This is a genomic window from Sphaerisporangium sp. TRM90804 (assembly GCF_029846175.1).
Lineage (GTDB): Bacteria > Actinomycetota > Actinomycetes > Streptosporangiales > Streptosporangiaceae > Sphaerisporangium.
In genome coordinates this window covers 112,320-136,010 of record NZ_JARWAC010000005.1, presented here as the reverse complement: position 1 = coordinate 136,010, position 23,691 = coordinate 112,320, and the positions used below count along the sequence as shown (strand labels likewise).

15 protein-coding genes are annotated in these 23,691 nt (G+C 74.8%); 5 read left to right on the top strand and 10 right to left on the bottom strand.

Annotated features, from left to right (window positions below; genetic code table 11):
* The first annotated feature begins 38 nt into the window (after positions 1 to 38).
* Complete coding sequence (locus PYR91_RS06545; RefSeq protein WP_279778209.1) at positions 39 to 173, top strand: hypothetical protein; 135 nt, start codon at positions 39 to 41, stop codon at positions 171 to 173.
* Here the strand turns inward: PYR91_RS06545 and PYR91_RS06540 are convergent.
* From PYR91_RS06540 to PYR91_RS06500, 9 genes are all read right to left on the bottom strand, one after another.
* Positions 170 to 796: a hypothetical protein gene (locus PYR91_RS06540; protein WP_279778208.1), complete on the bottom strand. Its 627-nt coding sequence runs from the start codon at positions 794 to 796 to the stop codon at positions 170 to 172. The two genes, PYR91_RS06545 and PYR91_RS06540, sit on opposite strands and share 4 nt — an antisense overlap.
* A gap of 100 nt (positions 797 to 896) precedes the next feature.
* A complete protein-coding gene (locus tag PYR91_RS06535) occupies positions 897 to 1,424 on the bottom strand; it encodes a hypothetical protein (RefSeq protein WP_279778207.1) in 528 nt (175 codons plus the stop codon).
* Positions 1,421 to 12,355 (bottom strand): hypothetical protein, encoded by a 10,935-nt coding sequence (locus tag PYR91_RS06530; protein ID WP_279778206.1) that lies wholly within the window; start codon positions 12,353 to 12,355, stop codon positions 1,421 to 1,423. The genes PYR91_RS06535 and PYR91_RS06530 overlap by 4 nt, the downstream gene beginning before the upstream one ends.
* A 72-nt stretch (positions 12,356 to 12,427) precedes the next feature.
* Complete coding sequence (locus tag PYR91_RS06525) at positions 12,428 to 12,751, bottom strand: hypothetical protein (protein WP_279778205.1); 324 nt, start codon at positions 12,749 to 12,751, stop codon at positions 12,428 to 12,430.
* A 6-nt stretch (positions 12,752 to 12,757) separates the two neighbouring features.
* Positions 12,758 to 13,162: a YbaB/EbfC family nucleoid-associated protein gene (locus tag PYR91_RS06520; RefSeq protein WP_279778204.1), complete on the bottom strand. Its 405-nt coding sequence runs from the start codon at positions 13,160 to 13,162 to the stop codon at positions 12,758 to 12,760.
* Between the two features lie 279 nt (positions 13,163 to 13,441).
* Positions 13,442 to 14,869 carry an SseB family protein gene (locus PYR91_RS06515; protein WP_279778203.1) on the bottom strand — a complete coding sequence of 476 codons (1,428 nt, stop codon included), beginning with the start codon at positions 14,867 to 14,869 and terminating at the stop codon, positions 13,442 to 13,444.
* A gap of 54 nt (positions 14,870 to 14,923) precedes the next feature.
* Positions 14,924 to 15,301, bottom strand: coding sequence for a YbaB/EbfC family nucleoid-associated protein (locus PYR91_RS06510; RefSeq protein WP_279778201.1), 378 nt, complete (start codon positions 15,299 to 15,301; stop codon positions 14,924 to 14,926).
* A 43-nt stretch (positions 15,302 to 15,344) separates the two neighbouring features.
* On the bottom strand, positions 15,345 to 17,612 hold the full coding sequence (locus PYR91_RS06505) for a serine/threonine-protein kinase (RefSeq protein WP_279778200.1): 2,268 nt from the start codon (positions 17,610 to 17,612) through the stop codon (positions 15,345 to 15,347).
* Between the two features lie 147 nt (positions 17,613 to 17,759).
* Entirely contained in the window at positions 17,760 to 18,935 is a 1,176-nt protein-coding gene (locus tag PYR91_RS06500) for a S8 family serine peptidase (protein ID WP_279778199.1), read from the bottom strand.
* A 274-nt stretch (positions 18,936 to 19,209) separates the two neighbouring features.
* On the opposite strand from PYR91_RS06500, the gene PYR91_RS06495 reads away from it, so the two are divergent.
* The 4 genes from PYR91_RS06495 to era all read left to right on the top strand — a co-directional run bounded on the left by PYR91_RS06495 (position 19,210) and on the right by era (position 22,838).
* Positions 19,210 to 20,568, top strand: coding sequence for a tetratricopeptide repeat protein (locus PYR91_RS06495; RefSeq protein WP_279778198.1), 1,359 nt, complete (start codon positions 19,210 to 19,212; stop codon positions 20,566 to 20,568).
* Between the two features lie 274 nt (positions 20,569 to 20,842).
* On the top strand, positions 20,843 to 21,493 hold the full coding sequence (locus PYR91_RS06490; RefSeq protein WP_279778197.1) for a hypothetical protein: 651 nt from the start codon (positions 20,843 to 20,845) through the stop codon (positions 21,491 to 21,493).
* 10 nt (positions 21,494 to 21,503) lie between these two features.
* Complete coding sequence (locus PYR91_RS06485; protein WP_279778196.1) at positions 21,504 to 21,842, top strand: cytidine deaminase; 339 nt, start codon at positions 21,504 to 21,506, stop codon at positions 21,840 to 21,842.
* 84 nt (positions 21,843 to 21,926) lie between these two features.
* Positions 21,927 to 22,838: a GTPase Era gene (era, locus tag PYR91_RS06480; protein WP_279778195.1), complete on the top strand. Its 912-nt coding sequence runs from the start codon at positions 21,927 to 21,929 to the stop codon at positions 22,836 to 22,838.
* A gap of 1 nt (position 22,839) precedes the next feature.
* Here era and PYR91_RS06475 read toward each other — a convergent pair whose 3' ends face one another.
* Entirely contained in the window at positions 22,840 to 23,508 is a 669-nt protein-coding gene (locus PYR91_RS06475; RefSeq protein ID WP_279778194.1) for an urease accessory protein UreD, read from the bottom strand.
* Between the last annotated feature and the right edge of the window lie 183 nt (positions 23,509 to 23,691).

The window sequence follows — 23,691 nt, the reverse complement described above, 5'->3', positions numbered from 1 at the left end:
CCCCCCGCGACTCCCGCTGGGGCGACTTCCTCAGCCGGATGTCCGGCTCGTCCGTCTACAGCATCGTCGTCAACCTGCAGCAGAACCCGGGCGAGAACCCCGTCCCCACCGACTGGCAGACCTGGCTCTCCAAGCTCCTCACCCACGGCGTCCGCTCCGTGAAGCCCTCCTAGGCCGGTGGCGCGGGGCGGCCGGTGGTGTGGGTGAGGACGAAGTCGTCGAGGGTCTCCTGGTAGAGGGCCGCGTCGGCCTCCAGGGCCGTCCGGGTGAAGCGGTCGGGGTGGTCGCGGCGGGCCGCCTTGCCGATGTCGGTCCAGAAGGCCGTTTCGGGGACCTCGTCGGCTCCGGCCGGGATGAACTTGGCGCTCTCCAGCGTGGCGTCGCGGGCGGACTCCCAGCCGAGGACGACGCTCTTGAAGAGGTCGGGGTCCACCGGGTTCTCGGAGTAGGCCAGGTCGTCGCGCAGGGCCCGGCGGGCGTAGCCGGCGCTGAGCACGCTCCACTGGCCGGCGTCGATCAGCGTGGACGCGCCCTCGCCGAAACGCAGGTGGTCGCGCCTGGCGTCGAACTCGCTGCGGTACGGGACGAAGACGTCGATCCTCAGGTCGAGGCCCAGCCCGCGGCCGTCGAACCGCACCCGCCACACCTCGGGGCCCTCGGTCAGGGTCGTGTGCGCGTCGTAGTCGCCCGCGCTCTCGCCGGGCCCCTCGGCGTCGCCCGCCGCGCGGAGCGCGACCGCGTTGAGCTCGATGTACAGGTAGGCCTCGACGAGGGTTCTCCCCATCAGCACCGCCACGGCGACCCCCCTCCCGCGCCGCGCCCGCCAACGCTCCCCGGGCGGGTCGCGTGGGACACCGGGCGGGCGCTCCCCGGCACGACCCTATCGATCCGCCGGCTCACCACCGGTCAGCCAGGCGGCGGTAGGCGTCGCGGACGACCAGCAGGCGGTCGACCTGGAAGCGGCCCGGCTCGGAGTCGCGCAGCCGGGTGCCGCGCTCGGACCAGAAGGCGGTCGCGGGGACCTCCTCCGCGCCGGGCGGGATGAACTTCACCACCTCCCCGACGGCGGCGACCGCGATCGCGAGGGCCCGCCGCGCCGCGGCCGGGTCGCCGGTGGGGACGTTTCCGGCGGTCAGGTCGGCCACCCACAGCCACTCACCGGCGTCCAGGAGCTGGGACGGCTCCGGGCCGCCGAACGCCGGGAACTCGGGGGAGACGACCTCCCGCTCGGGCAGGCCGAACAGGTGGCCGCGCGCCTCGCCGCAGTCCCCGCACGTGCCGGTGTACCGGGAGGCCAGCGCGCCGTCCACGCTGACCAGCGCGTCCTGCCAGACGGTGCCGGTCGACCCGCATCGCGGGCACGGGTGCAGGTCGAGGTACAGGTGCGCCTCGTCCCGCGTCCGCGCCACCGGGAGCGCCGTCACGCTCCCTCACCCGGCCGCTCACCGGCGGGCGGGGCCGCCACCTGGGCGGTCTGGACGCCGCCGGGCTTGCCCGGGCTCGCCGGTCGCGCGGCCGGGCCGGTGCCCGGGGACGGCGCCGACGGGGCCGGGCCGGCGGGCGGGCGCACCGGGCGCCTGCCGCAGACGCACGGCCCGTCCTGCGGGCAGGAGCAGTCGTCGTCCTCGGGAGGGATCCAGCCCGTCGAGTTGGTGAGGCGCCGCATGCGGCCCCAGTAGTCGTCCCGCGACTCCCCGGGCCGGGCCCAGGCCGTCGAGGCGTCGAAGTTCAGCAGGCCGCCGATGCCACGCCCGGGCGGCGCGGCCGGGGGACCGCCCGACCAGGGGGGCGCGGGCGGCGCCTGGCCGTGTGCCTCGATGTAGCGCGCCACCCCCTCGATCTGGCGTTCCAGCGCGGGCCGCTGGGTGGGCGCGGCCTCGGACCACCTGCGGGACAGGTGCCGGTGCTCGTCCGCACGCGCCTGCACGCAGAAGTCCTGCGCCGGGGCGGCGGCGCCGGGGACGGGGGGACGGATCAGCCCCTGCGCGGACCCGTGCGCCGCGGCGACCAGGTGCCGCGTCGTGTGGCCCACCTCGTGGACCATCGCCCGCGCCACCTGGCCGGCCGGGATTCGCGGGTCCAGCCTCATGACGTGCGGGTCGTCGGCCGTCCCCGAGCGCAGCTCGGTCCGCGCCAGCGCGTCGCCCCCCACCGGCTCCACGACGGGACGGAAGTGCTGGGACGGGACCGACGTGACGTCCACGACGAGCCGCGGATCGCCCGCCGTCCACGCCGAGCCGAGGAAGCCCGCGCCGAAGTCCGACGCCCGGACCTCGCCCCACGCGGCGCGCAGCTCGGCGTCGTCCAGCGGCGCGGACCCCGCAGGGCGGTCCTTGACGAACCCCGACCCGGGGTCCGCCGGCGCGTTGACGCCCATGCTCCCCAGCGTGGAGCCGGCGCTCTGCTCCGGGCCCGGGCCCCACAGCGTGGTGGGGAAGGGGGGCTGCCACGGCGTGGTCAGCGGCACCCCGAGCTCCCGCAGGCCCGACCGCACTCGGTCGGCGAAGCCACCCGGCTCCGGCGACGGCGTCACCAGGGTGCGCAGGTCGACGTCGTTGGTGACCGCCGCCATCCACAGGTCCGGCGGGAGCGTGGCGAACGCCGCGGCGAACCCGCCGTCCGGGACGTCGCTCGCCAGGTCGCCGGTCGGGCCGGCCAGGTAGCCGCGGCTCGGCCCGCCCGGCTCGTCCACCCGGAGGTGCACCTCGGCGCCCAGCTCGCGCGCGAGCAGCCGCGCCCAGGTGAGCGAGACCGGCAACCGGACGCCGCCGGCCTCCGTCTCCAGCACGACCGGCGCCCCGGAGGTCCCGATCCCCGGGACGCGAAGCCGCAGCTCCTCGGCGACGGCCCGGTAGGCGTCGGTGCCGTAGTCGGGCCTGCCCTCGGCCGCCGCGACCACGTCGTCCAGGCGCAACGCCGCGCCGCGCCCGCCGCGTCTCCACGGGAGCGGTCTGGCCGCGCGGCCCGGCGAAGGGCCTGGCGGAACGCTCGCCGCGGGGACGGCCGGGCCGGCGCCCGATGCGGCGCCGGAACCGGCGGCCGGTGCCGCGGTGACGGCCGGGCGGCCGTCGGGGGTGAGGTGCTCCTCGGCGACGGGCCAGCCGCGGCCCGCGGCGACGTCGGTCTCCAGGCGGGTCAGCATCGCCGCGTGGTCGTGCTCGAACATCATCAGGTACGCGCTGCCGGGGACGGGGCGGCGCAGCTCGACCCGGGCGCCGGGGCGTTCGCTCTCGTCGCGGCGGATGGTGCGCCGTTCGAAGGCGACGTCGTAGTCGACCCGGAACTCCGTCGTGACGACCCGCCCCTTCACGAACGAGCTGGTCTCGTTGCGGTTGCCCCCGCTGCCGGACACCCGCCCGGAGGCCTGCTCGCCGAAGGAGACGCCCTGCCCCGTGCCGCTGACGTCCTGGCCGAGGCCCGCGTCGCCGCTCAGCGGGAGCAGGTGGCCGCGTTCGGTCGCCACGCCGTAGGCGCGCAGCTTACGGGCCACCATGCCGAGTTCGACGTCCTCGCGGGCCCCGACGACGAGTCGGGGCTGCGACAGCCGCGCGCGTATCCAGACGTCCACCACCTCGTTGACCTTGCCGGGCACGGGAATCCGCAGCATCCGGTGGCCCTCGGGGTCGGCCATCCACCTCAGGTTGGCGGTCCGCGCGGTGGCGGACAGCTCGTGCGCCACGTGCGTCCAGTGCTCCCGGACGCCGGCCGGGCCGAGCAGATCCCTCTCGGCCAGCCGGGCGCGCACGGCGTCGACCAGGTGCTCGGCCTCGGTGGTCTCGGTGTAGTACAGGTCCGGGAGCGTCACCTGGCGCGGGTCGGGCAGCGCGTAGGGCACAGGCCTCGCCCGCGCGGCCGCCATCGTCAACCCGTCCGGCACCAGCCGGACGGCCCAGCCGCCGAGCGGGACCTCGGCGCGTGAGGGGGAGGCGGCGCGCCCGCCCACGGCGACCAGGGCCGGGCCGGCCAGGGTGCGGACGCCGCGCGCGGTGGCGTGCCCGGCGGCCCGCACGGCGCCGGCGACCCGGCCGCCGGGGCGGTAGGGCGGAAGCGGCACCCGCTCGGCCGTGACGGTCACGGTGATCGCGTGCCCCACGCGGTCGGCGCCGTCGAAGGAGGCGGCCCGTTGCAGCACGGTGGTCTGCTCGCCGTTGTGCGCCGAGCGGGTGTGGTCGCGGCCGGTCGCGGCGCCGCCCTGGGCCGCCTGGTCCGCCGCGCCGGTGCCGCCGTTGACGTTGCCCCCGAACGACCAGCCCGCGGAGCCCGCCCGGTTGCCCTCCCGGTAGGCGTAGACCTGGGTGATGTGGCCGACCTCGTCGTTCTTGCCCTCCAGGAGCGCGGGCCCGCGGTCCATCTCGGTCCGCACGGTCACCCGGACCAGCTCGGTGCGCCCGGAACTCGCGCGCACCGGGAGCTCCCACTCGAAGCCGTGCGGCTCCAGCAGGTTGTCGATCTTTCCCCACCAGTTCTCGCCGACCAGGTCGCCGAACATGGCCCGCCACAGCACCGGGTCGGCGGCCGTCGCCCGGGGCGCGACCCTGCCGATGGCGCCCATCACGGCGTCGAACAGCTGGACGGGCCGCCCGTCGGCGGCGAGCAGGTCCACCGACTCGAACGTGGTCACCCCCATCGCCCGGCGGAAGTGCTCGGGCATGCTGACCTCCAGCCTCTTCTGGTCGCGCCGGGGATCCAGCACCCGGCTCAGCTCGTCGGCGAAGGCCACGCTCCCAGCGGCGGGCACGTTCGGGACGGCCGGGGAGGCGGGTGAAGCCGGGGTGGCCGAAGAGGGCGAGGCGGCGGAGGAGGGGTGGGCGCCGGTCGGGGGCCCGGCGGCGGGGACGTTCGGGACGGCCGGGGAGGCGGGTGAAGCCGAGGTGGCCGAAGAGGGCGAGGAGGAGGGGGCGCCGGTCGGGGGCCCGGTGGGGGTGGTGCCCGTCGTGCTCGGGGCGGACGGGGATAGGGCGGGGGTGAGGGCGTTGAGCAGCTCTTCGGCGGTGTGCTTGCGCGCCAGCGGGCTCACCGGGAGCCCGGAGCTGAGGGCGGCCCGGCGCTCGCCGACGTAGCGGCGGATCAACCGCATGGCCATGGCGGGGTCGAGCCGCAGGTCCCCCCGCAGGTGGCGTTCGACCGCGTCGGCCACCTGGTCGAGCGGGAGCGGCATCTCGCCCCGCCCGTACAGCAGCAGGGCGTCCCGCTCGGGCAGCGCGTACACGACGGTGCCGCCGGGCAGCGCCCGCGTCCTGCCGGGTGAGTCGCCGTTCTCGGTTCCGGTGACCAGGAAGTCCGCCCGCATCCGGTACAGGTACTGCTTGCCGGTCTCGATGGTGAGCTGCTCGCGGCCCGCGATCGACATCTGCGTGCGGGAGGAGCCGGCGTTCCCCGAGCCGGAGAGGCCGGCCCCCGCCTTCCCGGCGGGGTCGGCGTTCGGGTGGACTCCGGCGCCGGCGGAGGCGTCCACGCCGCCCGACCGGTTGGCGCCGAACGTGCTCGCGCTGCTGCCCAGGGCCAGCATGATCTCGCCGATCACCAGGTCGGTGACGCCGAGGAACTCCGACTTGCCCAGCGTGGCGCCGATCGCCACCGACGCGCGGGTCGGCCGGGCTCCCTTCGGGCGTATGGCGACGTCGGTGCGGTAGTCGGCGTACAGCCAGCCGATGTCGGCGATGAGGCTCCGGACGCCGCTGAAGGCGGCGAGGTGGTGGAAGGCAGGCGAACCGGGCACCGCCCCGCGGGGCAGCACGCTGGTGACGGCCTCCATCATCTCGCCCGCGTCCATGTGCAGCAGGGTCGAGCGGCGCATCATCTCGATCGAGGTGGGGTGCGGGGCCGACGGCGGACGGCCGTCCGCCGGGTCGAGCAGGTCGGTGGGCACGTTCACGCTGCCCGGTATGACCCGCGCGGCGGTCTCGGGGGTCAGGAGCGACTCGACCCGGCCGTCCGGGTGGACGAGGTCCGCCTCCAGCAGGTAGCCCCGGTCGAAGATCGCTGTCGGCCGGGTGCTCTCGATGAGCGTCACGGCGTTGAGCGTGTTCCCGACGGCCCAGCTCGCGCTGCGGCCCCACCCACCCCGTGCCGTCGCCTCCCCGCCGGTCAGTCCGAAGAACGCGGCGAGCAGGTCGCGCCCGGCTCCGAGGGTCACCCCCAGGCCCCGGCTCACCGACCGGCTCCGTGACCGCGCCGAGGTGCTGGACCCGATGTTCAGCGCGCCGAACGGCTCGGCGGTGCTCATCCCGGCGTAGATCCCCCGGTCGACCGGCCGCAGCCGGACGCGCATCGTCACGTTCTCCAGGACGCCCCCGTCGCGAACCCGGACGAGGCGGAGGAACTCGCCGTCCTGGCTCGTCTGGTCGACCCGGCTGCGATGCCCGTTGAGCGAGAACTGCTCCTCGATCTCGCTCTGGTTGGCGAGCTGCGCGTCCCGCACGTGCGGGTCCAGCGGGAACCACGGCATGCCGTCGGCGTTCAGCGAGGGCAGCATGCCGAGCTTGCGCAGGCTCGCCATGACCTCGGCCAGCCTGAGCTCGACCTCCGCGTCGTCCAGGTCGATCGTCGCGGGCCCCGCGCCGCGCACCCTGCCGTCGCCGCTGCCCATCCATTCCGGCAGCTCGGCCTTGCGGCCCGGCGGCGGGGCGGGTGAAGGATCGTCCTGGAGCCTGAGGGAGCCGTCCGCGCGCCGCAGCTCCGCGCCGGCGTCGTCCCTGGCCACGGCCTCGGCGTCGACCCGCCAGCCGTAGCGGGCGGCGTCCGTCTCGGGGGTCTGCAGCAGCGTCTGGCTGGGGCGGGTGACGGCCGGGCGGGGGGTGCGCTCGCCGAAAACGTGGAAGGTGACCTCGTGCTCCAGGGTCACCGCGTGGGTGTTGCTGCGGCCCATCCACCGGCGCAGCAGCGGGTTGATCGCCATGCCGCCTGAGCTGAGGCCGTCCGTCAGCGACCGGCCGCGTTGCAGGGCCGCGGTGATCCTCGCCTTCAGCGAGCCGGGCCCGTGGGTTCCCGGCGGGTCGGCGGAGCCGTCCGTGAAACCGGCGGTGACGCCCAGCCCGGACGATCGGCTGGACGACGCCGCGCCCGACGCGCCGGAGAAGACGACGCCGAGCCACTCCTGGTGCTGCTTGGCGCTGGGCCTGTTCACGGGTTCGGGGTCGGACACCACCTTGGTGCGCACCCGCAGGAACCCGACCGGGCGCCCGCCGTCGTGGATGGGCCGCTGGAACCCGTTCGCGCGGTCGACCGCCTCGTTCAGGTGGCCCGGCAGCTCCTCGGTGAGCACGGTGCGGATGTGCTCGCGCGCCCGTGCCCCGATCGGCACGTGACCGGGCGCGGTCGCCGTGTCGTCCGCCAGATCCTGCAGCCCCGTCATGTACAGCGCCACGTACCGGGGGAACCGCTTCTTGCCGGTCTCCCCGGGCGCGAGCCGGATCGTCCGCTCCGGCTCGTGCTCCAGGTGCGCGTGGGACAGCCACAGCTCTAGTGCGGCCGTGTCGCGGCCTTCCCCCTCCCGCACGTGCCGCACCGGCGTCCACTCCGCAGCCTTCCCCCGCCGCCCGCCCCCCGCGGTGACGCTCCCCGGTGTGCCTTGCGCGGGGGTGTTCGAGTTCGTCTGGGGAGCGACGGTGATCGATGCCTGCTCCGGTGTGCCGCGGGGGGTGCCGCCGGAAGCGAGGCGGAGGTCCACCTCGTAGGAGGCGCGCAGGAGGAACAACGACGCCTCGCCCCGGTTGTCGGCCACCTGGCCCGGCAGGACGTAGTTGGCGGCGCCGCCCGACGTCACCGTGGCACGGCCGCGGGTGTAGCGGCCGCGGAGCACCACGTACTTCGCCAGCTCCTTCAGCTGCCCCCACACGCCGGGGGACGCCTCGGGCACCAGCCGCGCGAGCGCCGTGGCGTCCACGCTGAGCGACATGCCGAGGAAGCGGGCGGCGGTGGCCGCCACCCAGCTCCCGCCCTGCGGGAGCCAGCCCGCCATCGTCTGCGACGACCGCCTGCCGGGCGCGGCGACCTCGACGGGCTCGCCCAGCCGCAGGCGGATGCGCAGCTCCCCGGCCTTGCCGTTCCCCACGCGCAGCACCGCGCCGTCCTGCGACGCCAGCCGCCGGTACTCGGACTTCAGCTCCCAGAGCAGGTCCTCCGCCGTGAACCGGTGGTCTATGCCGTTGTCCGCGAGCAGGGCGTTGACCTCGCGGGTCAGCCGGGTGAGGTGCGGCAGCCGCCCGGCGGGCACGCCCGCCGCCAGCACGGCCCTGGGCGGGCGTGAGGCGGCCACGGCCTCGCGGTAGGCCGTGAGCGCGGCCTCGGCCCGCGCGACGAGCCGGGCCGCCTCCGCCAGGTCCGGAGCCGCGGCGGCGCCGTGCGTCTGGGCCGCCGGCGCGAGCGCGCGGGCCAGCTCGGCGTACAGGCCGGCCAGGTCCTCCACGCGGTCGGCCGCCGTGGCGTGAGCCGCGGCGATCCTGCCGGACCGCGCGGCGTCGACCTGCGCGGCCTTCCTCTCGGCGCGATGCTTCCGCTCGCGCTCCCCCTTGCCCGCGTCCTCGGCGGCGGCCGCCCTGACCGCCTTCCCGAGCTCCACGTCGGCGCGTCCCAGGGCTTCGGTCCTCTTGGCCGCGTTCGCCTTCTCCAGCTTGCGCAGCTCGTCGCGGGCCTTGCCCAGCGCCTCGCCCATCCGAGCCACCCGCTCAGACAGCTCGCCCACGACCGACGCACCCGTGCTCCCGGCGCTTTCCCCTTGCGCGACGCCGGCCGCCGACGAGCCGGCGCCGGAGGGGGACGCCGAGGCCCCGGAGACCGAGGACCCCGGGGCGGCGGTGCCGGACGAGGCGGATCCCGAGGTGGCGGTGCCGGGTCCGGTGGGGGTGGTGCCGGGTGCTGGGGAGGCCGGGGCGGTCGCGCCGGGGGAGGACGCTGCGGGGGCGGTCGCGGGCGGGGTGGACGCCGAGGTCGAGGTGCCGGGGCCGGCGGGGGTCGCGGGGCCGGTGCCGGGTGCCGGGGGCGTTGCGGGGGCGGTCGTCGGCGGGGTGGACGTGTGGAGGCGGTCGGTGGCCCAGGGCGGGACCGGCGGGGTCTGGCCGTGCGCGAGGAGGTCGTCGCTCAGCCGCTCCATGTCGGCCCTGACGGCGGGCCGCAGGGCGGGGGCGGCGTCCGTCCACCGGCTCGCGAGGTGCCGGTACTCGGCGAACCGGGCTTCCACGTACGCGTCGAAGGCGTCGGCCCCGCGCGCCAGCGGATCCATCGCCGCCAGGAACCGCCGCACCGGCCCTCGCTTCGGCCCTCCCGACCGCGAAGGCGCGCCACCGCCGGCGGATTTCCCAGGGGCAGAGGCGGACGAAGATGAAGCAGGGGCAGGGGGCGAGGGCGCCGGAGCAGAGCCCCGGGCGGGCGCGGACGGCGGCCGGCCGGACGCCAGGGCCTCCACCGCTTCGGCGATCGCCTGATGGGCCCGCTCCAGGGGCTCGACCAGCAGGGCGTCGAGGTCGTTCGCCGGGCCGGGAGGGCGGCCGTTGACCTGCCGCACCAGGTGGGAACCGGCCTCGGTCAGCTCGGAGGGGTTCAAGCGGTCCCACCGGTGACCCACGACCTCGCGGGCCACCGCTTCGATGATGTCCACGGTGCCCGGGAGCCCCTGGGGGAGCAGGGCGAGCGCGTTGAGCGAGCCTTCCATCGGCGGCCGGTACGACGCCCTCGCGACGGCGGCCCCGAGCCAGGCCGCCGCCTCGACACGCAGCCGATGCTCGGTCGCCCCGTCGGCGGCTCGCACCCGCAGACGGTTCCTCGTACGGGCGACGACGTCGGCCGGAACCCGGGTGACCGCCCGGCCCGTCCCTGTCACCCGCACGGTCCCGTCCTCCAGGGGCAGCGCGCCCGGCGACACCACCGGCAGCGTCTCACTCAGCACGGCGTCGACGAGCCGGGCGATCCGCGCCTCCTCCGCGACGGCACCCCCCGGCGGCACCGGCACGTTCGCCCCGGACGGCGCCTGGACGCTCGGCAGTCCAGGCCCGGGCGACGTCGCGGGTGCGTTCGGCGCGTTCGGTGCCGTTCCGCCCCGGCCGGAGGGCCGCGGGCCGCCCGGCGCGGCCGGAGAGGACACACTCGCCGCGCCGCCGCCCTGGAGCGGAATGACCACAGCCGGGCCCGGGGTCCCGCCCTGGGCCGGGACGCTGCCCGCCGAGGACGCGGCCATGCCCGCCGCTGACCCCGCACCCGGCGCGGGCCCGCCCGTCCCCGGCGGCGTCGTCGCCGCACCCGGGGTGGCCGAGGTGCCCGCGGGGTCGGGGGACGCGCCGGGCGGGGCGGGGGACGCGCCGGGCGGGGCGGGGGACGCGCCGGGCGGGGCGGGGGACGTGCCGGGCGGGGCGGGGGACGTGCCGGGCGGGGCGGGGGACGTGCCTTGCGGGGCGGGGGACGTGCCTTGCGGCGGCGTGGCCGCGCCGGACGGCGGTGTCGCGACCCCGGGCGCACCGGCGGCGGGGACGGCCGGGGCCGCGGGCGTGCCGGAGGACGGCGAGCCCCCCGCGGGTGCGGGAGCGGTCGCGCCGGAGGACGCTGACGCCGCCTGCGGAGAAGCCGACGTCGCCGACGATCCCGCCATCTGTCCGACGGGCCCCGGCGCCGAGGCCCCAGCGGCCGCCGAGCCGACGGTCCCCGTTGTCGCGGGGGGAGCGGTGCCGGTTGCCGCTGGCGAGCCGGTGGGTGGTGCGGGGACGGCCGTACCTGTCGTTGCGGGCGGAGCGGCGGGTGGCGGGGGGACGGCGGTGCCGGTTCCGGGGGAGGCGGTGGGTGGGGCGGGGACGGCCGTACCGGTTGCCGCCGGGGAGGCGGAGGGGGGCATCGGCGTGCCGCCGGGAGTCGGGGACGACGTTGTGCCCTGGGGGGCTGACGGGGCGGCGCCCGAAGTGCCGGGGCCGTTCCCGGTGGTCGGCGCGGTGTTCGCGGCCGGGGGCGGCGTGCCGGTTCCGGTGCCAGTGGTTCCCGTGCCGCCGGTTCCCGTGCCGCCGGTCGGGGGGATGCCGGTGGTGGCGGCGTTCATGGCGTTGGGGTCCGGAGGGGCTCCGGTGGTCGCACCCGTCGTGCCGGTCGTGCCGGTCGTGCCGGTCGTGCCGGTTCCGGGGGCGGCAGTGGGCGTCGGGGTTCCGCTGGTTCCGGCGGTGGTGGTGGTGGGGTCTGAGGCGGTCGTGCGGGCGGCGTCGGCGGCCGTGGCGGTGGCGGTGGCGGCGTCGAGGGTGGCAAGGGGGTGGGTCACGGCGGCCAGGACGTCGGGGTTGAACGGGCTGATCGTGTTGGTGCGGCCGGCGCCGCCCATCGCGGCGCCGAGCAGGGACTCGGCCGTGGGCAGCGTCCACTGACCGTAGACCAGGCCGTTGGCCAGGACGCTGCCGCCGGGCGAGGCGACCATGTTGTTGAGGCCCGTCTGCACGGCCCGGCCGGGGAAGCGGGCGAAGGCGTTGGCGAAGCCCGGGTCGGTGCCGCCCGCGTTGTTGAGCGCCCTGAGCAGCGGAATCCTGTCGCCGAGCCGGGCCAGCGGCGCCGCCGCCCGCATCCCGATGAAGGCGCCCCCGCCCGCTCCCACGGCGGAGGCGGCCGTCCTGCTCCAGTCCCAGCTCGTGCGCGTGCCCCGCTCCATCTGCTCGCGCTGCGTGTAGGCGTCGATGAAGACCTCTTCACCGATCTCCTCGATGAGCTCCCTGCCGAGGTGACCGCTGAGCGCCGTACGGGCGAGGCCCGCGCCGGCCGCGCGTCCGCCCGTCTGGACGGCCAGGTTGACGCCGAAGGTCGTCCGCGCGGCCGTCGCCAGCCGCTGCAGGATCTGGCCGATGGCCGTGCGCGCCCACGCGGCGATCGGCCCGATGACCGGGGCGCCTGCGCCGGCGGTGAAGAACGTGGCGACCAGCGCGATGAACGCCGCGGCGACCGCCACCCAGAACGCGACGTTGATCGAGATCTTGGAGTACTGCGTCTCCTTCGCGAAGTGGTCGGCCTGCAGGGCGTAGGTCAGGTTCTGCGCGCCCAGCGCGGGAATGCCGGAGTCGGGGGAGCCGAGCAGCCGCTTGGCCTCCTGCGCGAAGAACGGCGTCGCGGGCACGTTCCAGGCGCTGAGCATGACGCCGCACGCGTCCGCGACCGGCCCGGCGGAGGCGCACAGCCCGGCGCCGAGGGCCTGGTGCTCGCGCGCCAGCTCCCACAGCTTGCTCTCGCTGGCCTCCGGCCAGCTCTGCCCCGAGACGATCAGCGCGATGAGGGTGTCGACCCAGCCGGGCAGGTCCTCGGTCCAGGCGGGCGTGACGTCGGTGGAGGAGCCGCCGCCGCCGATGGACGGCAACCCGCCCGGGACATCGGTGCCGACCTGCCCGTTCGTTCCCTGCGCCACGCCACCCCGCCCTCGGTTGTCCCCGCCCGAACACGACCGCTCAGGGCCGTGCGGCCCGAACGTCGCCGCCGCTCAGATCTGGTAGGTCGTGCCGGCCTGCCGCTGGTCGGTGTCGCGGGTTCTGACCACCGCCGTGCGTACCTTCATCCCCAGGTGGCCGACGTCGGAGACGATGCCGTCGCCGGCCAGCAGCATGCCCTCGGGCCCCCCGCCCCTGGTGTACGACGCCTGGAACGCCTGGCCGGCGGAGTCGCGGCCCCACGGGGCCGCCTCGGTGAGCCGGCGGATGCGCTCCGCGCGCTCCTTCCAGAAGGCGGCGATGTCGGACGTGGCGGCGTCCCAGCGGGCCAGGCCGGCGAAGGCCGTCTGCCCGTGGACGTCGACGTGGTCGGGCACGTCAGATCACCCCGCTTCCCGCAGTCGCGCCGCCATCTGGTCGAGCACCCGGTCGAGATCGCCCTCCAGGTGCGCCCTCATCTGGTCCTCGGGGATCAGCGGCTCGAAGATCTCGATGACCCTGGCCTGCGCCGTGGCCGCGGCGCGCTGGACCGTCTCGGTGATGGCGTCGGCCAGGTGGCGGGAGTCCGGGCGCCGGTAGACGCGCGGGTCGATGTCCAGCCTGACCAGGTCGCCGCGCGCGCCGACCGTCGCCGACACGAGCCCGTCCCGGGATCTCTCGGTGACCTGGAGGGTGCGGGCCTTCTCGTGCAGGGCGGGCGCTTCCTCCCGCAGACGAACGAAGGCGGCGCGCAGTTCGTCGGCGTAAGCCTGGACCTCCGCCGCGTCCGCCCTTCCCAACGCGTCCACCCAACCTCCCCGTAGCATCTGCCCACGCCGGGACCAGTGCTTAACCGCACGGAAACCGTGGCCTAACTTCTGGGAAACAGTCGCTATGCCCGGCATTGTGACATTTACTCAGGATGCACGGCAAGCATTCTGAGGTCTGATGCGCCTTGTGACGAGTATTGTGGCTGTTGGGAATTTAGTGGCTATATGCCCGATTAGTCGGAATGGGTGGAACAAACCCATGGTCAGGCGCGGCAGGCGCCTTTCGGCAGCGGGGAAGACGCCGTCCGGGGGAGGGGGTCAGTCGTCCAGTGGCACGGCGAGTTCGCGGAGTCCGAGCACCTCGCGCCGGGGGACCCAGTCGCGGTGGACGCCGCGCTCGGCGCGCCGCAGTCCCAGCTCCCGCGCGACGGGCAGCAGCCCGCCCGCGTACTCGACCAGCAGTTCGTCACCGCGCTCGTCGTGCACCTTGCACGTGACCCCGCGCCACTCGCCCACCGTGGTGACGAACTCGATCGCCTCGCAGTCGCCGGCCCGCACGGGACGGACGAACAGCCCGGGCCCGACCCGCTCGAAGCCCTCGGCGGGCTCCGCGCCGCGCAGCCGCATCCACAGCCCGTCCGGCCGGGCGTCGGGCACCGCCTCGTACTCGGCGCCCCCCACGCGTGCCCGGTGCCGCTGCCACCGCGCCGCCGCCCGCCGCGGCCCGCCCGGCGAAGGCTCCTCCGCGAGCGCCCCGTCCGAAGCGGCCGCGGCGCCGGAGGGGCCCTCTCCGGGAGACGTCTCGGGTGAAGTGGCTCCGGCGCCGGAGGGGGCCTCTCCGGGGGACGTCTCGTCCGGCCGTGACTCGTGGACCAGCAGCCACCGGGCGAGGTCGCCGTCGAACACGGCGCGCCGGAACTCTACCCCGGACACGGTCAGCTCCCAGATCTCCGCACCGTGCGGCAGAGCCAGCCCGTCGATCTTGTACTCGCGGATCACCTGGTCGACGTTGGGCGCGAACCCCATGCCGGTGAACGGCGGCTCCTCGATCACCCACCCGGCCACCGCCGCACGCGTCAGCTCGTCCGTGCCCCCGTAGGGCACGCGGTACAGGCTCAGCCCGGCCGCGCGCCACCGCAGGAGGTTCACCGACCCCTGCTCGGTCAGGACGCCCTCCTCCGACGCCTGCCCGAGCGCGTCCGCCAGCACGGCGGGCGTGGCGATGTGCGCGACGTCCATGGCCTGGTGGCAGTAGCCGGAGACCCGCGACCCGCCCTCGGCGAGGTAGGCGTACAGGTCGGCCGGCCTGAGCGGCTTCTGCATGATGGGCGCCCCGGAACCGGGCTCGGCGGCGCGGTCGTGGGCCGGGGACGGCGCGGCGAGCCGCGCTACGGTGCCGGGCTCCAGGAAGAAGCCCACCGGCAGGCCCGGGTTGACCGCCAGGCCCCAGCCCGGGTCGGGCCACCCGGCCGCCAGCTCGGGCAGCGACACGACGCGGTGGTGGTCGGTCAGGCCGCCGGTGGCGGCCCGCATCGCCTGGGCGGAGGTGTAGGCGACCAGCCAGACACGCTCGCCGCCGTCGGCGGTCGGCCAGGCGGCCGGCTCCTCGCCGGCGGCCGCGGCGGCGCTCAGCGGGAGCGCGAACTCGGCGGCGCGCAGCAGCCCCAGGCACAGGGCCAGATCGCCCATCGCGTGCGCCGCCTGGAGATGCCGCTCGAACGGACTCGACGGCTCCCATTCCCCCACGACGATCACTCTAAGAGGCGGGCGGGGCGTGACGCTCCGGCCGGGCAGGCCCGCTCAGGGGGCGTCGTCCCGATCCCGCGCCGTCCGGGTGCCGGGGGAGGGCGGCTCGGCGCCGCCGAGCAGGGTCAGCATCGCGGCCTCGGCCTTGGCCGCCGCGTCGGCCTCGGCGTCCACGGCCGCCCGCAGGATCGCCTCGGCCAGCGCGTCGGAGCCCAGCCGCATCGCCCGCGGGTCGATGCGCAGGCCGGCCAGCGAGCCGTTGGGGCGCACCTCGACGGCCACCCGCCCGTCCTCGGCCTCGCCCCGGCCCAGCGTCTCCGACAGCCGCCGTCCCACCTGCTCGAACTCGGCCCTCTGCGCGGCGAGCGACTCCAGCACCCGGTCGATCTCCGGATCACCGGACGGTGGGTACGGCTCGCCGCGCGTCGTCATACAGGCTTCGTCCTCTCCTCGCTTCGGTCGGTGCCGTGCGTGCTCAGCCGCAGGTGCCGAACGGCACGCTGGTGGTGGCCGAGCCCGCGCCGCCGGTGAACCGCACGCACTTGCCCTTCGCCGCCGCGATCAGCGGGCCGGCGTAGAACTTGTAGGAGCCGCTGTCGGCGACGGGCGCCGTGCCCTGCACCTCAAGCGACGCCGACACCGGCGAGACCACCCCGACCTGCGTGGTCTTGATCGTCACCACGCACGTCGCCCCGGTGGCGCCGCTGAACAGCTGGTAGGTGATGCCGCCGCTGAACGCGCTGGACCGCTGGACCGCGAAGCCGGTGCCCTTGCCCGCGGCGTCGCAGACCTGTTGCGCCGAGTACGGGTTCACTCCGGGACGCGTCCTGGGCAGCGAGTAGGTCGGCTTCGGCGTGCCGGTCGGCCGGGACGTGAGGGTGCCGGTCGGCCGGGGCGTCACGGTCCGGGTCACGGTCGGCCGCGGCACGGCGGTGCGGGTCACGGTCGGGCGCGGGGCGACCGGCCTGGACACCGTCGGCCCGGGGGTCGCCGTCCTGGTCGTGCTCGGCTGGGGGGACGCCGGGCCCGAGGTGGTCACGCTGACGCTCGGCGTCGGGGTGACCGAGCCGCTGGGCGTGGGCGAACCGGTCGGCGTCGTCTCGGCGGTCGGGGTGGGGGTCGGGGTGTCGAGCCCGGTCGGCGTCGCCTCGCCCGTGGGGGAGGGGGTCGGCGTCGCGGTGACCGTCACGGTCGGCGCCGGGGTCGGCGAGCCCGACGGGGTCGGCGCCGTCGTGGGCAGCGGCGGCGGCGTGAACTGCGGGCCGTTGGAGAGCGTCGGGACGGCGAGCGGCGGGCTGGACGTCGAGATCTCCATCGGGTACACGCCGGTGTCCTGCGGGGCGGGGGAGTTGGCCCACGGCACGGTGACCTGCGGGCGCGGCGCAGTCGACGCGCCGACGCCCCCGTTGTCCTCGATGCCTTCCGGCGGGAGCGGGATCGCGCTCGGCGCATCGCCCTCCGCGGCGACCCGGCCGATCTCCTGGGGGCCGGAGTACTGCCCGGCGCCCCACAGGCCGAGGCCCGACAGGCCGATCACGATGCCCACGCCGGCCGCCAGGCCGACGGGGAAGCGGCCGGCCTTCTTGCGCCGCGGCTCCTCGGCCGGCGTCTCCGGGCCGGTGAGCGCGGGCCGCGCCGGGACGTCGGGCTCGCCGGACGGCAGGGCGGGGGTGGTCCAGACCTGGGTGGACGGCGCCTCTGGCTGGGTGGGGACCGTCCAGACCGGCGTCGGCTCCGCGGCCTCGGGAACGGCCGGCACCACGGGCGCGCCGGCGGACGCCGGCACGTCCAGCGAGCTGTGCGACGGGGTCTCGGGGACCTCGGGAGCCGGGCCGCCGGCGATGCCGCCGGAGATCACGGTGCCGGAGATGACGTTGCCGTCGACGGTGGCGTCGGGGTCCGCGTCCGGACCGGCGACGGCCGCGGGCGGGACGGCGGTGGCCTTCTTGTGCTCGCCGAGCATCCAGAGCATGGCCCCCTGGGCGGTGGGCCGCTCGGACGGGACCTTGGCGAGGCAGGCCGCGACGACCTCCCGCATGGGGGCGGGAAGCGCGCTCAGGTCGGGCCGCGCCGTGGCGACGGCCTCTGCGCCGCCGCCGAACGGCTCGGCGCCGGTCGCGGCGTAGACGAGCGTGGCGGCCCAGGAGAAGACGTCGGCCGCGGGGCCGGGCAGCTCGCCCCGCACCTGCTCGGGCGAGCGCGGGCCGATCTCGCCCAGGCCGAAGTCGGCGACGCGCGGCCCGTCCGGGCCGAGCAGGACGTTGTCCGGCACCAGGCCGCGGTGCACGACCCCGGCGAGGTGGACGGCGGTGAGGGCGGTCAGCGTGCCGACGGCGACCCGCTCCAGCGCGTCGCCGGTCAGCGGCCCGTCGGCGTCGACGGCGTCGCGCAGCGAGCGGCCCTCGACGTACTCGCGGACGACGTAGGCCCGGTCGCCGGCCCAGCCGGCGTCGACGGCCCTCGCGACGTAGGCGCTGGAGACGCGCCGCGCCGCCGAGAGCTCGTCCACGACCCGGGCGCGCGCGTCGGGGCCGGCCTCCGGCCACGGCGGCAGCAGCTTGACGACGAAACGCTCATCCCGCTCGGGCAGCGGGTGCTCCTCGGCCTCGGCGCCCGGCGCCGGGGACGATGCGGGCTCGGCGAGCCGGGCGAGATAGACCGTCCCCCGAGGTCCCTGACCAAGACGTCCAAGTAGCGAGTAGTCGCCAACCTGCTTGGGGTCGTCTGGCAGTAATGACTGCATGTCTCTTAACGCCTTCCCCTGCGCGTCCACCGATCGCGGTTTACGACACCACATGATGTCGCCCCCATTGGCGTGATATGTCACACCTGCATCACATGTTACGGTTTCGTTGATCTACGCGGTGGTTAGTCCGGACTCGTTTCCGTGTCATTCACCCGCGGTCTTCGCCCGTCCCGGCCGCCACCCTCGCTTGCGGCCCAGCGGGACCACCAGGCTGACCGCCGTGACCAGGGCCGCGAGCGCGATCGCCACCACGGTGAGGGTCGTGGCGAGCGAGATGGCCTGCAGGTCGGGCGGCGCCGCCTTGCGGACCACCCCGGGCGGCAGCGGGTCGGGCTGCCGGGGGGCGATGGCGACGACCTCCGACGGCAGGATCTCCGAGACGGCCAGCAGCGGGTTGACCATGCCGGCGCCGGTGCCCGTGCCCGTGGCGCCGTCGGCGGTGATCTCGATGCGGCGGCGCACCCGCACGTTGTCGAGGTTGGGGTGCCGCGCCCTGACCAGGGCGGCCACCCCCGCGACGTACGGCGCGGCGTAGCTGGTCCCCTCCAGGTCCTGGCGGTATCCCGAGCCCGGCCAGGTGCTGGTGATGCTCGTGCCGGGGGCCAGCACCGAGACCGGCGTGGTGGCGTTGGAGAAGTCGGTGCGCTTGCCGTCCGGCCCGGCGGACCCGACCGACAGCACCCCGGGGTAGGCGGCGGGGTAGGCGGGCGCGGGGGTGCCGTCCTCCTTCTTGATGTTCCCGGCCGCCGCCACGATGACGACGTCCATGGACAGCGCGTAGTCGACGGCGCTCTTGAGGTCGGGCGCGTCGTTCGCCTGGATGGACACGTTCACGACGTCTGCTCGGAGGTCGGCCGCCCGGATGATGGCCTTCGCCAGCAATCCGACGTCCCCTGTTTCGCTATTTGTCTGCTTTATGGAGATAAGGCGCACTTTGGGGGCTACGCCGGCGAACGGGATCTCCCGCATGTCGTCCCCGGCGATGATCCCGGCCACCGCCGTCCCGTGCCCGACGCAGTCCTGCGGCCCCGTCCCGGTCAGGTCGATCGAGCGCGCCACGCGGACCTGCGGGTGCCGGGTGTCCACCCCGCTGTCGATCACGGCCACGGTCACGCCGTCCCCCCGCGTCAGCGGCCAGACGCCGGTGAACGCCAGCCGCCGCTGCCCCCACGACTCGCCCACCTGCGCCCCGCCCCGCGGCGGAGCGCACCGCGCCGGGTTGGCCGGGGAGACGGCCCCGGCGGCCGGCGCGAACGCCACGCTCGGTCCCGCCACGAGCAGCAGTGCCAGCGCGCTGGCGGGAATCCCCCGACCGACCATGCTTCAGCCCCATCTCGCGAGCGGAACGCCGGATGCCGCACCGCCGCGGGACGCCGGGTCGGGGCCGCATCCGCCGCGCGGATCTGCCGGAGAAGCCTAGCCAATCCGCTTTGCCGGTTTTCCTGGTATGCGTTCTCGTACGCGTCCGCCGGACTGCGCCTGACGGCGCCGTAGTGTCGCCGAGGATCCGACGAGGCCGTTCGCCTCGCTTGGCCCGTGGGTGTGCCTGGCCTTCGTCGCTCTGACGGGTACCAGAAATGGCATCATCGGCGTTATGAACTCGCCTCTGGTCGTCTTCGTCGCGATGCCGGGTAGCAACATGGGTGATCATGCGACCTTAAAGGAGGTCGCCAAGGTTAAAAAGTTCCTGTACGACCCGGTTGTCGCACGGCTCGAGAATGAACTCGGTGTCGAAGTGGAGTTGCGTATCGAAAAAGATAAGTACTCCGGGGGGGTCATCTACCGCTCCATGTTCGGTGAGGCACTGGAGGCGCCTGTCTACATCGCGGACCTGACGGGCGCGAACGCCAACGTCTACCTGGAGTTGGGCGTACGCTGGGCGCTACGTGACAACGTGACCGTGCTGGTGTGCCAGTCGGTGGAACACGACGTCAAGTTCAACGTCGCTGCCAATCGAGTTATCCCCTATGGGATTGACCCCGGCCAGCTGCAAGATGCCTGTGCTCGCATTGTGCGGGCGATTTTAGACGGCATAGAGAAGGGGCACCCCGACAGTCCTGTGCGTGAAGGTGCCGGAGTCATCTCCGTCAGCAAAGCTGAGTTGGACCAGCTTCGTGCGGACATCGCCAGACTTCACGAGGAGCGGGGGGACGAATTGGTTGCGGCGGCGATGAACGCCACCCACGAAGATCGCGTCATGTACCTCAAGCGCGCGCTTGAAAATAACCCTGTCAACTTCCGCGCCCAACTCCACCTAGGAATGTCCCTGAGTAAGGCTGGCGACTATGAGACCGCGATCGCGCATCTCGGTCAAGCCGTGAGCCTCGTGCCCGACGACGGGCCAGCCTGGCGAGAGCTGGGAGTCGCACAGAGCCGAAGCCAAAAATTGGACGACGCGATCGAGTCGTTCGAGCGTGCCGTGGCCATCGACCCTTCAGACGCCGACGCTTTATCCAGCCTTGGAGGAGTGTTTCGGCGTAAGTCCCGAAACTTCTACGATCGCACGGGGGACCAAGACTGGGTCACGCTTCGCGATGCCAGAGAGGCTTACGCGCGGGCGGAAAAGATAAATTCTAAGGATACCTATCCTTTGATAAATGTGGCGAAGCTCGATTTACTCCTCTCCCGTGGTGAGCCGGACGGTCAAGCTTCAGCCCTGGCGAGGTTTCAGGACCTTGAGGATCTCACGAGGTACACCGCCAAGACCGAGGGGGAGAAGGATCCCTGGAAGTGGCTCGATCTGGCGGACACTCTCGCTGTAAATGGAGACGGCGCAGGGGCAGTGAAGGCTGCTCAGAGAGGAATCAATTCCCTTGAGCCGGCGCATCGAGCGAGTAGCGTTGAAGCCGCACTTCCGACGCTACGCGACTTAGTGGTCACCAACTGCCTACCGGCCGACCGGCTCCCCAGTGTGCAGCAGTTGATTGGAGAGTACGAGAAACACCTCAGATGAGCCTCGGCGTTCAAGCTTAAGCTCCTGGTATGCGTTCTCGTACGGGTTCCGCCCGGTCGTGTCAAAGGTCACGGACGGCGGCGCGGACATATCCGGTCGTACTCGCCGTCGCCCCGCCGCAAGGCCACCCTTCTTCATGGATCCGCCCAACGGCCGGAAACCATCGCGTCCGGCCGCATCGGGGGCGAGGTTGCCGCTTTCCTTGATCGGGCACTATTTCGGCAGGCGGGAGCGTTGAGGGGGGTTCCCGGCCGAGGGGATTCGGGGGAGCGCTATGCGCGTCACTGGTGCGTGCGTGGCCTGCGCGCTGCTCGCGTGCGGGGCGGTGGCGTGCGGCGGCGGGCCCGCAGGACAGCGGGGGCCGGCGGAGCTGGCGCGGGCCCGCGCCGCGCTGACCAGGCTCAACGATCCGACGCTCGACTTCGCCGACCATACGGGCGCGCCCTGGCGGCCGCCGTTCCGCCCGGCCGACGCCGAGTGCGGGCGGCTGTTCGACTTCGCCGAGGACGGCACGGGGCCCGGCGCCACGGCCGCCGCCGCCGAGGCCACCTCGTTCCAGGGCGACGAGCTGGGCGAGACGGCGGGCGTCGCGCTCGCCGCCTACGACCCGAGCGGGGCGCGGCGCGCGCTGCGGGACGTCGGCCGGCTGATGCGGCACTGCTCGGTGGCCAGGTTGAGGACGGCGGGCGGCGCCGACCGGCTCGTCGGGTCCGACCTGCCGGTGCGCTCCATCGCCGACGGCGTGGAGGCGCGGCGGTTCAAGGGCAGGGTCGGCGGGTTCCCCTACGAGATGCACCTGGTCGTGGTGCGCTCGGGCGACCTGCTGATCTCTCTGGTGCACACCGGCGTCGCGAAGCTGGACCCCGAGCGCACCCGGAGACTGGCGACGGTCGTCGCCGCCCGCGTCCAGGAGGCGGCCCAGTAGCCTGTCACCCGTGACAGAGACGAGCCTCGAACCCGAGGACAGCAAGATCATCACCTTGGCGCGCGCCGCGCGCGCCCGCAACGGGACGGCCGAGGGCGCCGCCGTCCGCGACGAGACCGGCCGCACCTACACGGCGACCGACGTCGACCTCCCCTCGCTGAAGCTGTCGGCCGTGCAGGTCGCCGTCGCCATGGCGGTCTCCAGCGGAGCCGTCTCTCTGGAGGCCGCGGCCCTGGTCACCGAGGCGGACGAGCCCGACCCCGGCGACCGCGCGGTGATCGACGACCTCGGCAAGGCGGTGCTCTTCCTCGCCGCCCCCGACGGCACGGTCAAGGGCCGCCACCTCTGACCCACGCCAGAAGGCGCCGCCGTTCCCGGCGGTTCCGGGCGGCACGGTGAAGGGGGGACGCCTCTGATCCGCGACAATGGGTGCGTGAGTTCCTCAGCCAGTGAGTTCCGTGCCGGGTTCGCCTGCTTCGTCGGCAGGCCCAACGTGGGCAAGTCGACGCTCATGAACGCGCTGGTCGGCGCCAAGGTGGCGATCACCTCCTCCAAGCCCCAGACGACCCGCCGCGCCATCCGCGGCATCGTCAACAGGCCCGGCGCCCAGCTCGTCGTCGTCGACACCCCGGGCCTGCACCGCCCCCGTACGCTGCTCGGCGAGCGGCTCGACAGCCTGGTGCTGTCCACCCTCACCGAGGTCGACGTCATCGGGTTCTGCGTCCCGGCCGACGAGGCGGTCGGCCGGGGCGACAGGTTCATCGCCGAGAAGCTCGCCGCCGTCAAGAAGACGCCCGTCGTGGCGGTGGTGACGAAGTGCGACCTCGCCTCCCGCGAGCAGATCGCCAACCAGCTCCTGGCCGTGTCGCGCCTCGCCGACTTCGCGGAGATCATCCCGGTCTCCGCGCAGTCGGGGGAGCAGCTCGACATCCTCAGCGAGCAGCTCGTCCGCCGCCTGCCGGAGTCGCAGCCGCTCTACCCCGGCGGAGAGCTCACCGACGAGCCCGAGCAGATGCTGGTCGCCGAGCTGATCCGCGAGGCCGCCCTCGAAGGCGTGCGCGACGAGCTGCCGCACTCCATCGCCGTGGTCGTGGAGGAGATGACCCCCCGCGAGGGCCGCGACGACCTGCTTGACGTCTACGCCCACATGTTCGTCGAGCGCCCCTCCCAGAAGGCCATCGTCATCGGCCCCAAGGGCGCCCGCCTGAAGGACGTCGGCACCCGCGCCCGCACCCAGATCGAAGCCCTCCTGGGCACCCACGTCTACCTCGACCTGCGCATCAAGGTGGCCAAAGACTGGCAGCGCGACCCCAAGCAGCTCCGCCGCCTCGGCTTCTACGACTGACTCACACGTCTCCGGGGCGGAGGTGGCGTTCTCCCCAGGTCAGGCGGTGGCGGAGGGTGGCGGTGTCGGGGGCGACGGCTGAGATCAGGGTGCCGGGGCCGGCCAGGGGGAGCACGGCGCAGCCTTCGGCCGGCGCGGGGGGCGAAGCGGGGGTGTGGCCGGCGACCAGGACGCTGCCGGCGCAGCGGGCGTCGCCGAACACCGCGGGGCTGGCGTCGGAGGCGGGGTCGCCGATCACGTACTCCTGGCGCAGCAGCGGGGCGCCGACGTAGGTGGCGTCGAAGCGCGAGCGGCAGGCGCCGGAACGCTCGCCGTGGCGGCCGAAGACGATCTCCTCGCGCCAGGACACCGAGGCGCCGTCCTCCATCACCAGCCGCACGACCATGCGGTGCGCGCACCCGGCGGCCAGCACGACCGGCTCGGGGGCGTACCTCAGCGTGGCGCCGGCCCCCACCCACGCCTCGACGAGCGTCACCGACTCTCCCTGGCCGGGCAGCACCAGGGTGCTCGCCACCGAGGCGAGCTCCAGCGTGGTCCCCGGGGCGACGTCGACCCGCAGCTCCAGGCGGTCGCCGCCGAGCGGCCCGGCGGCGGTGGACACCAGGTGCACCCGCCCGGGACCGGTCTGGCGCAGGGTCAGCGGCGGGTCCGACCGCAGCGACCGCAGCACCGTGCGGCCGCCCGACAGCTCGGTGGCGATCGCCGCCCGCGCCCGCAGCGACCGCCCGCCTCGTACGCGGCCCGCGGCCCCCGGCTCCGGGGACGCCCCGGGGCCCGGAGGCGCGGTCGCCGCCCGTCGCGCGGGAGCGACGGGATCCGCCTGTGCTGGGTGGGCGATGGTGTCTCCCCGGTG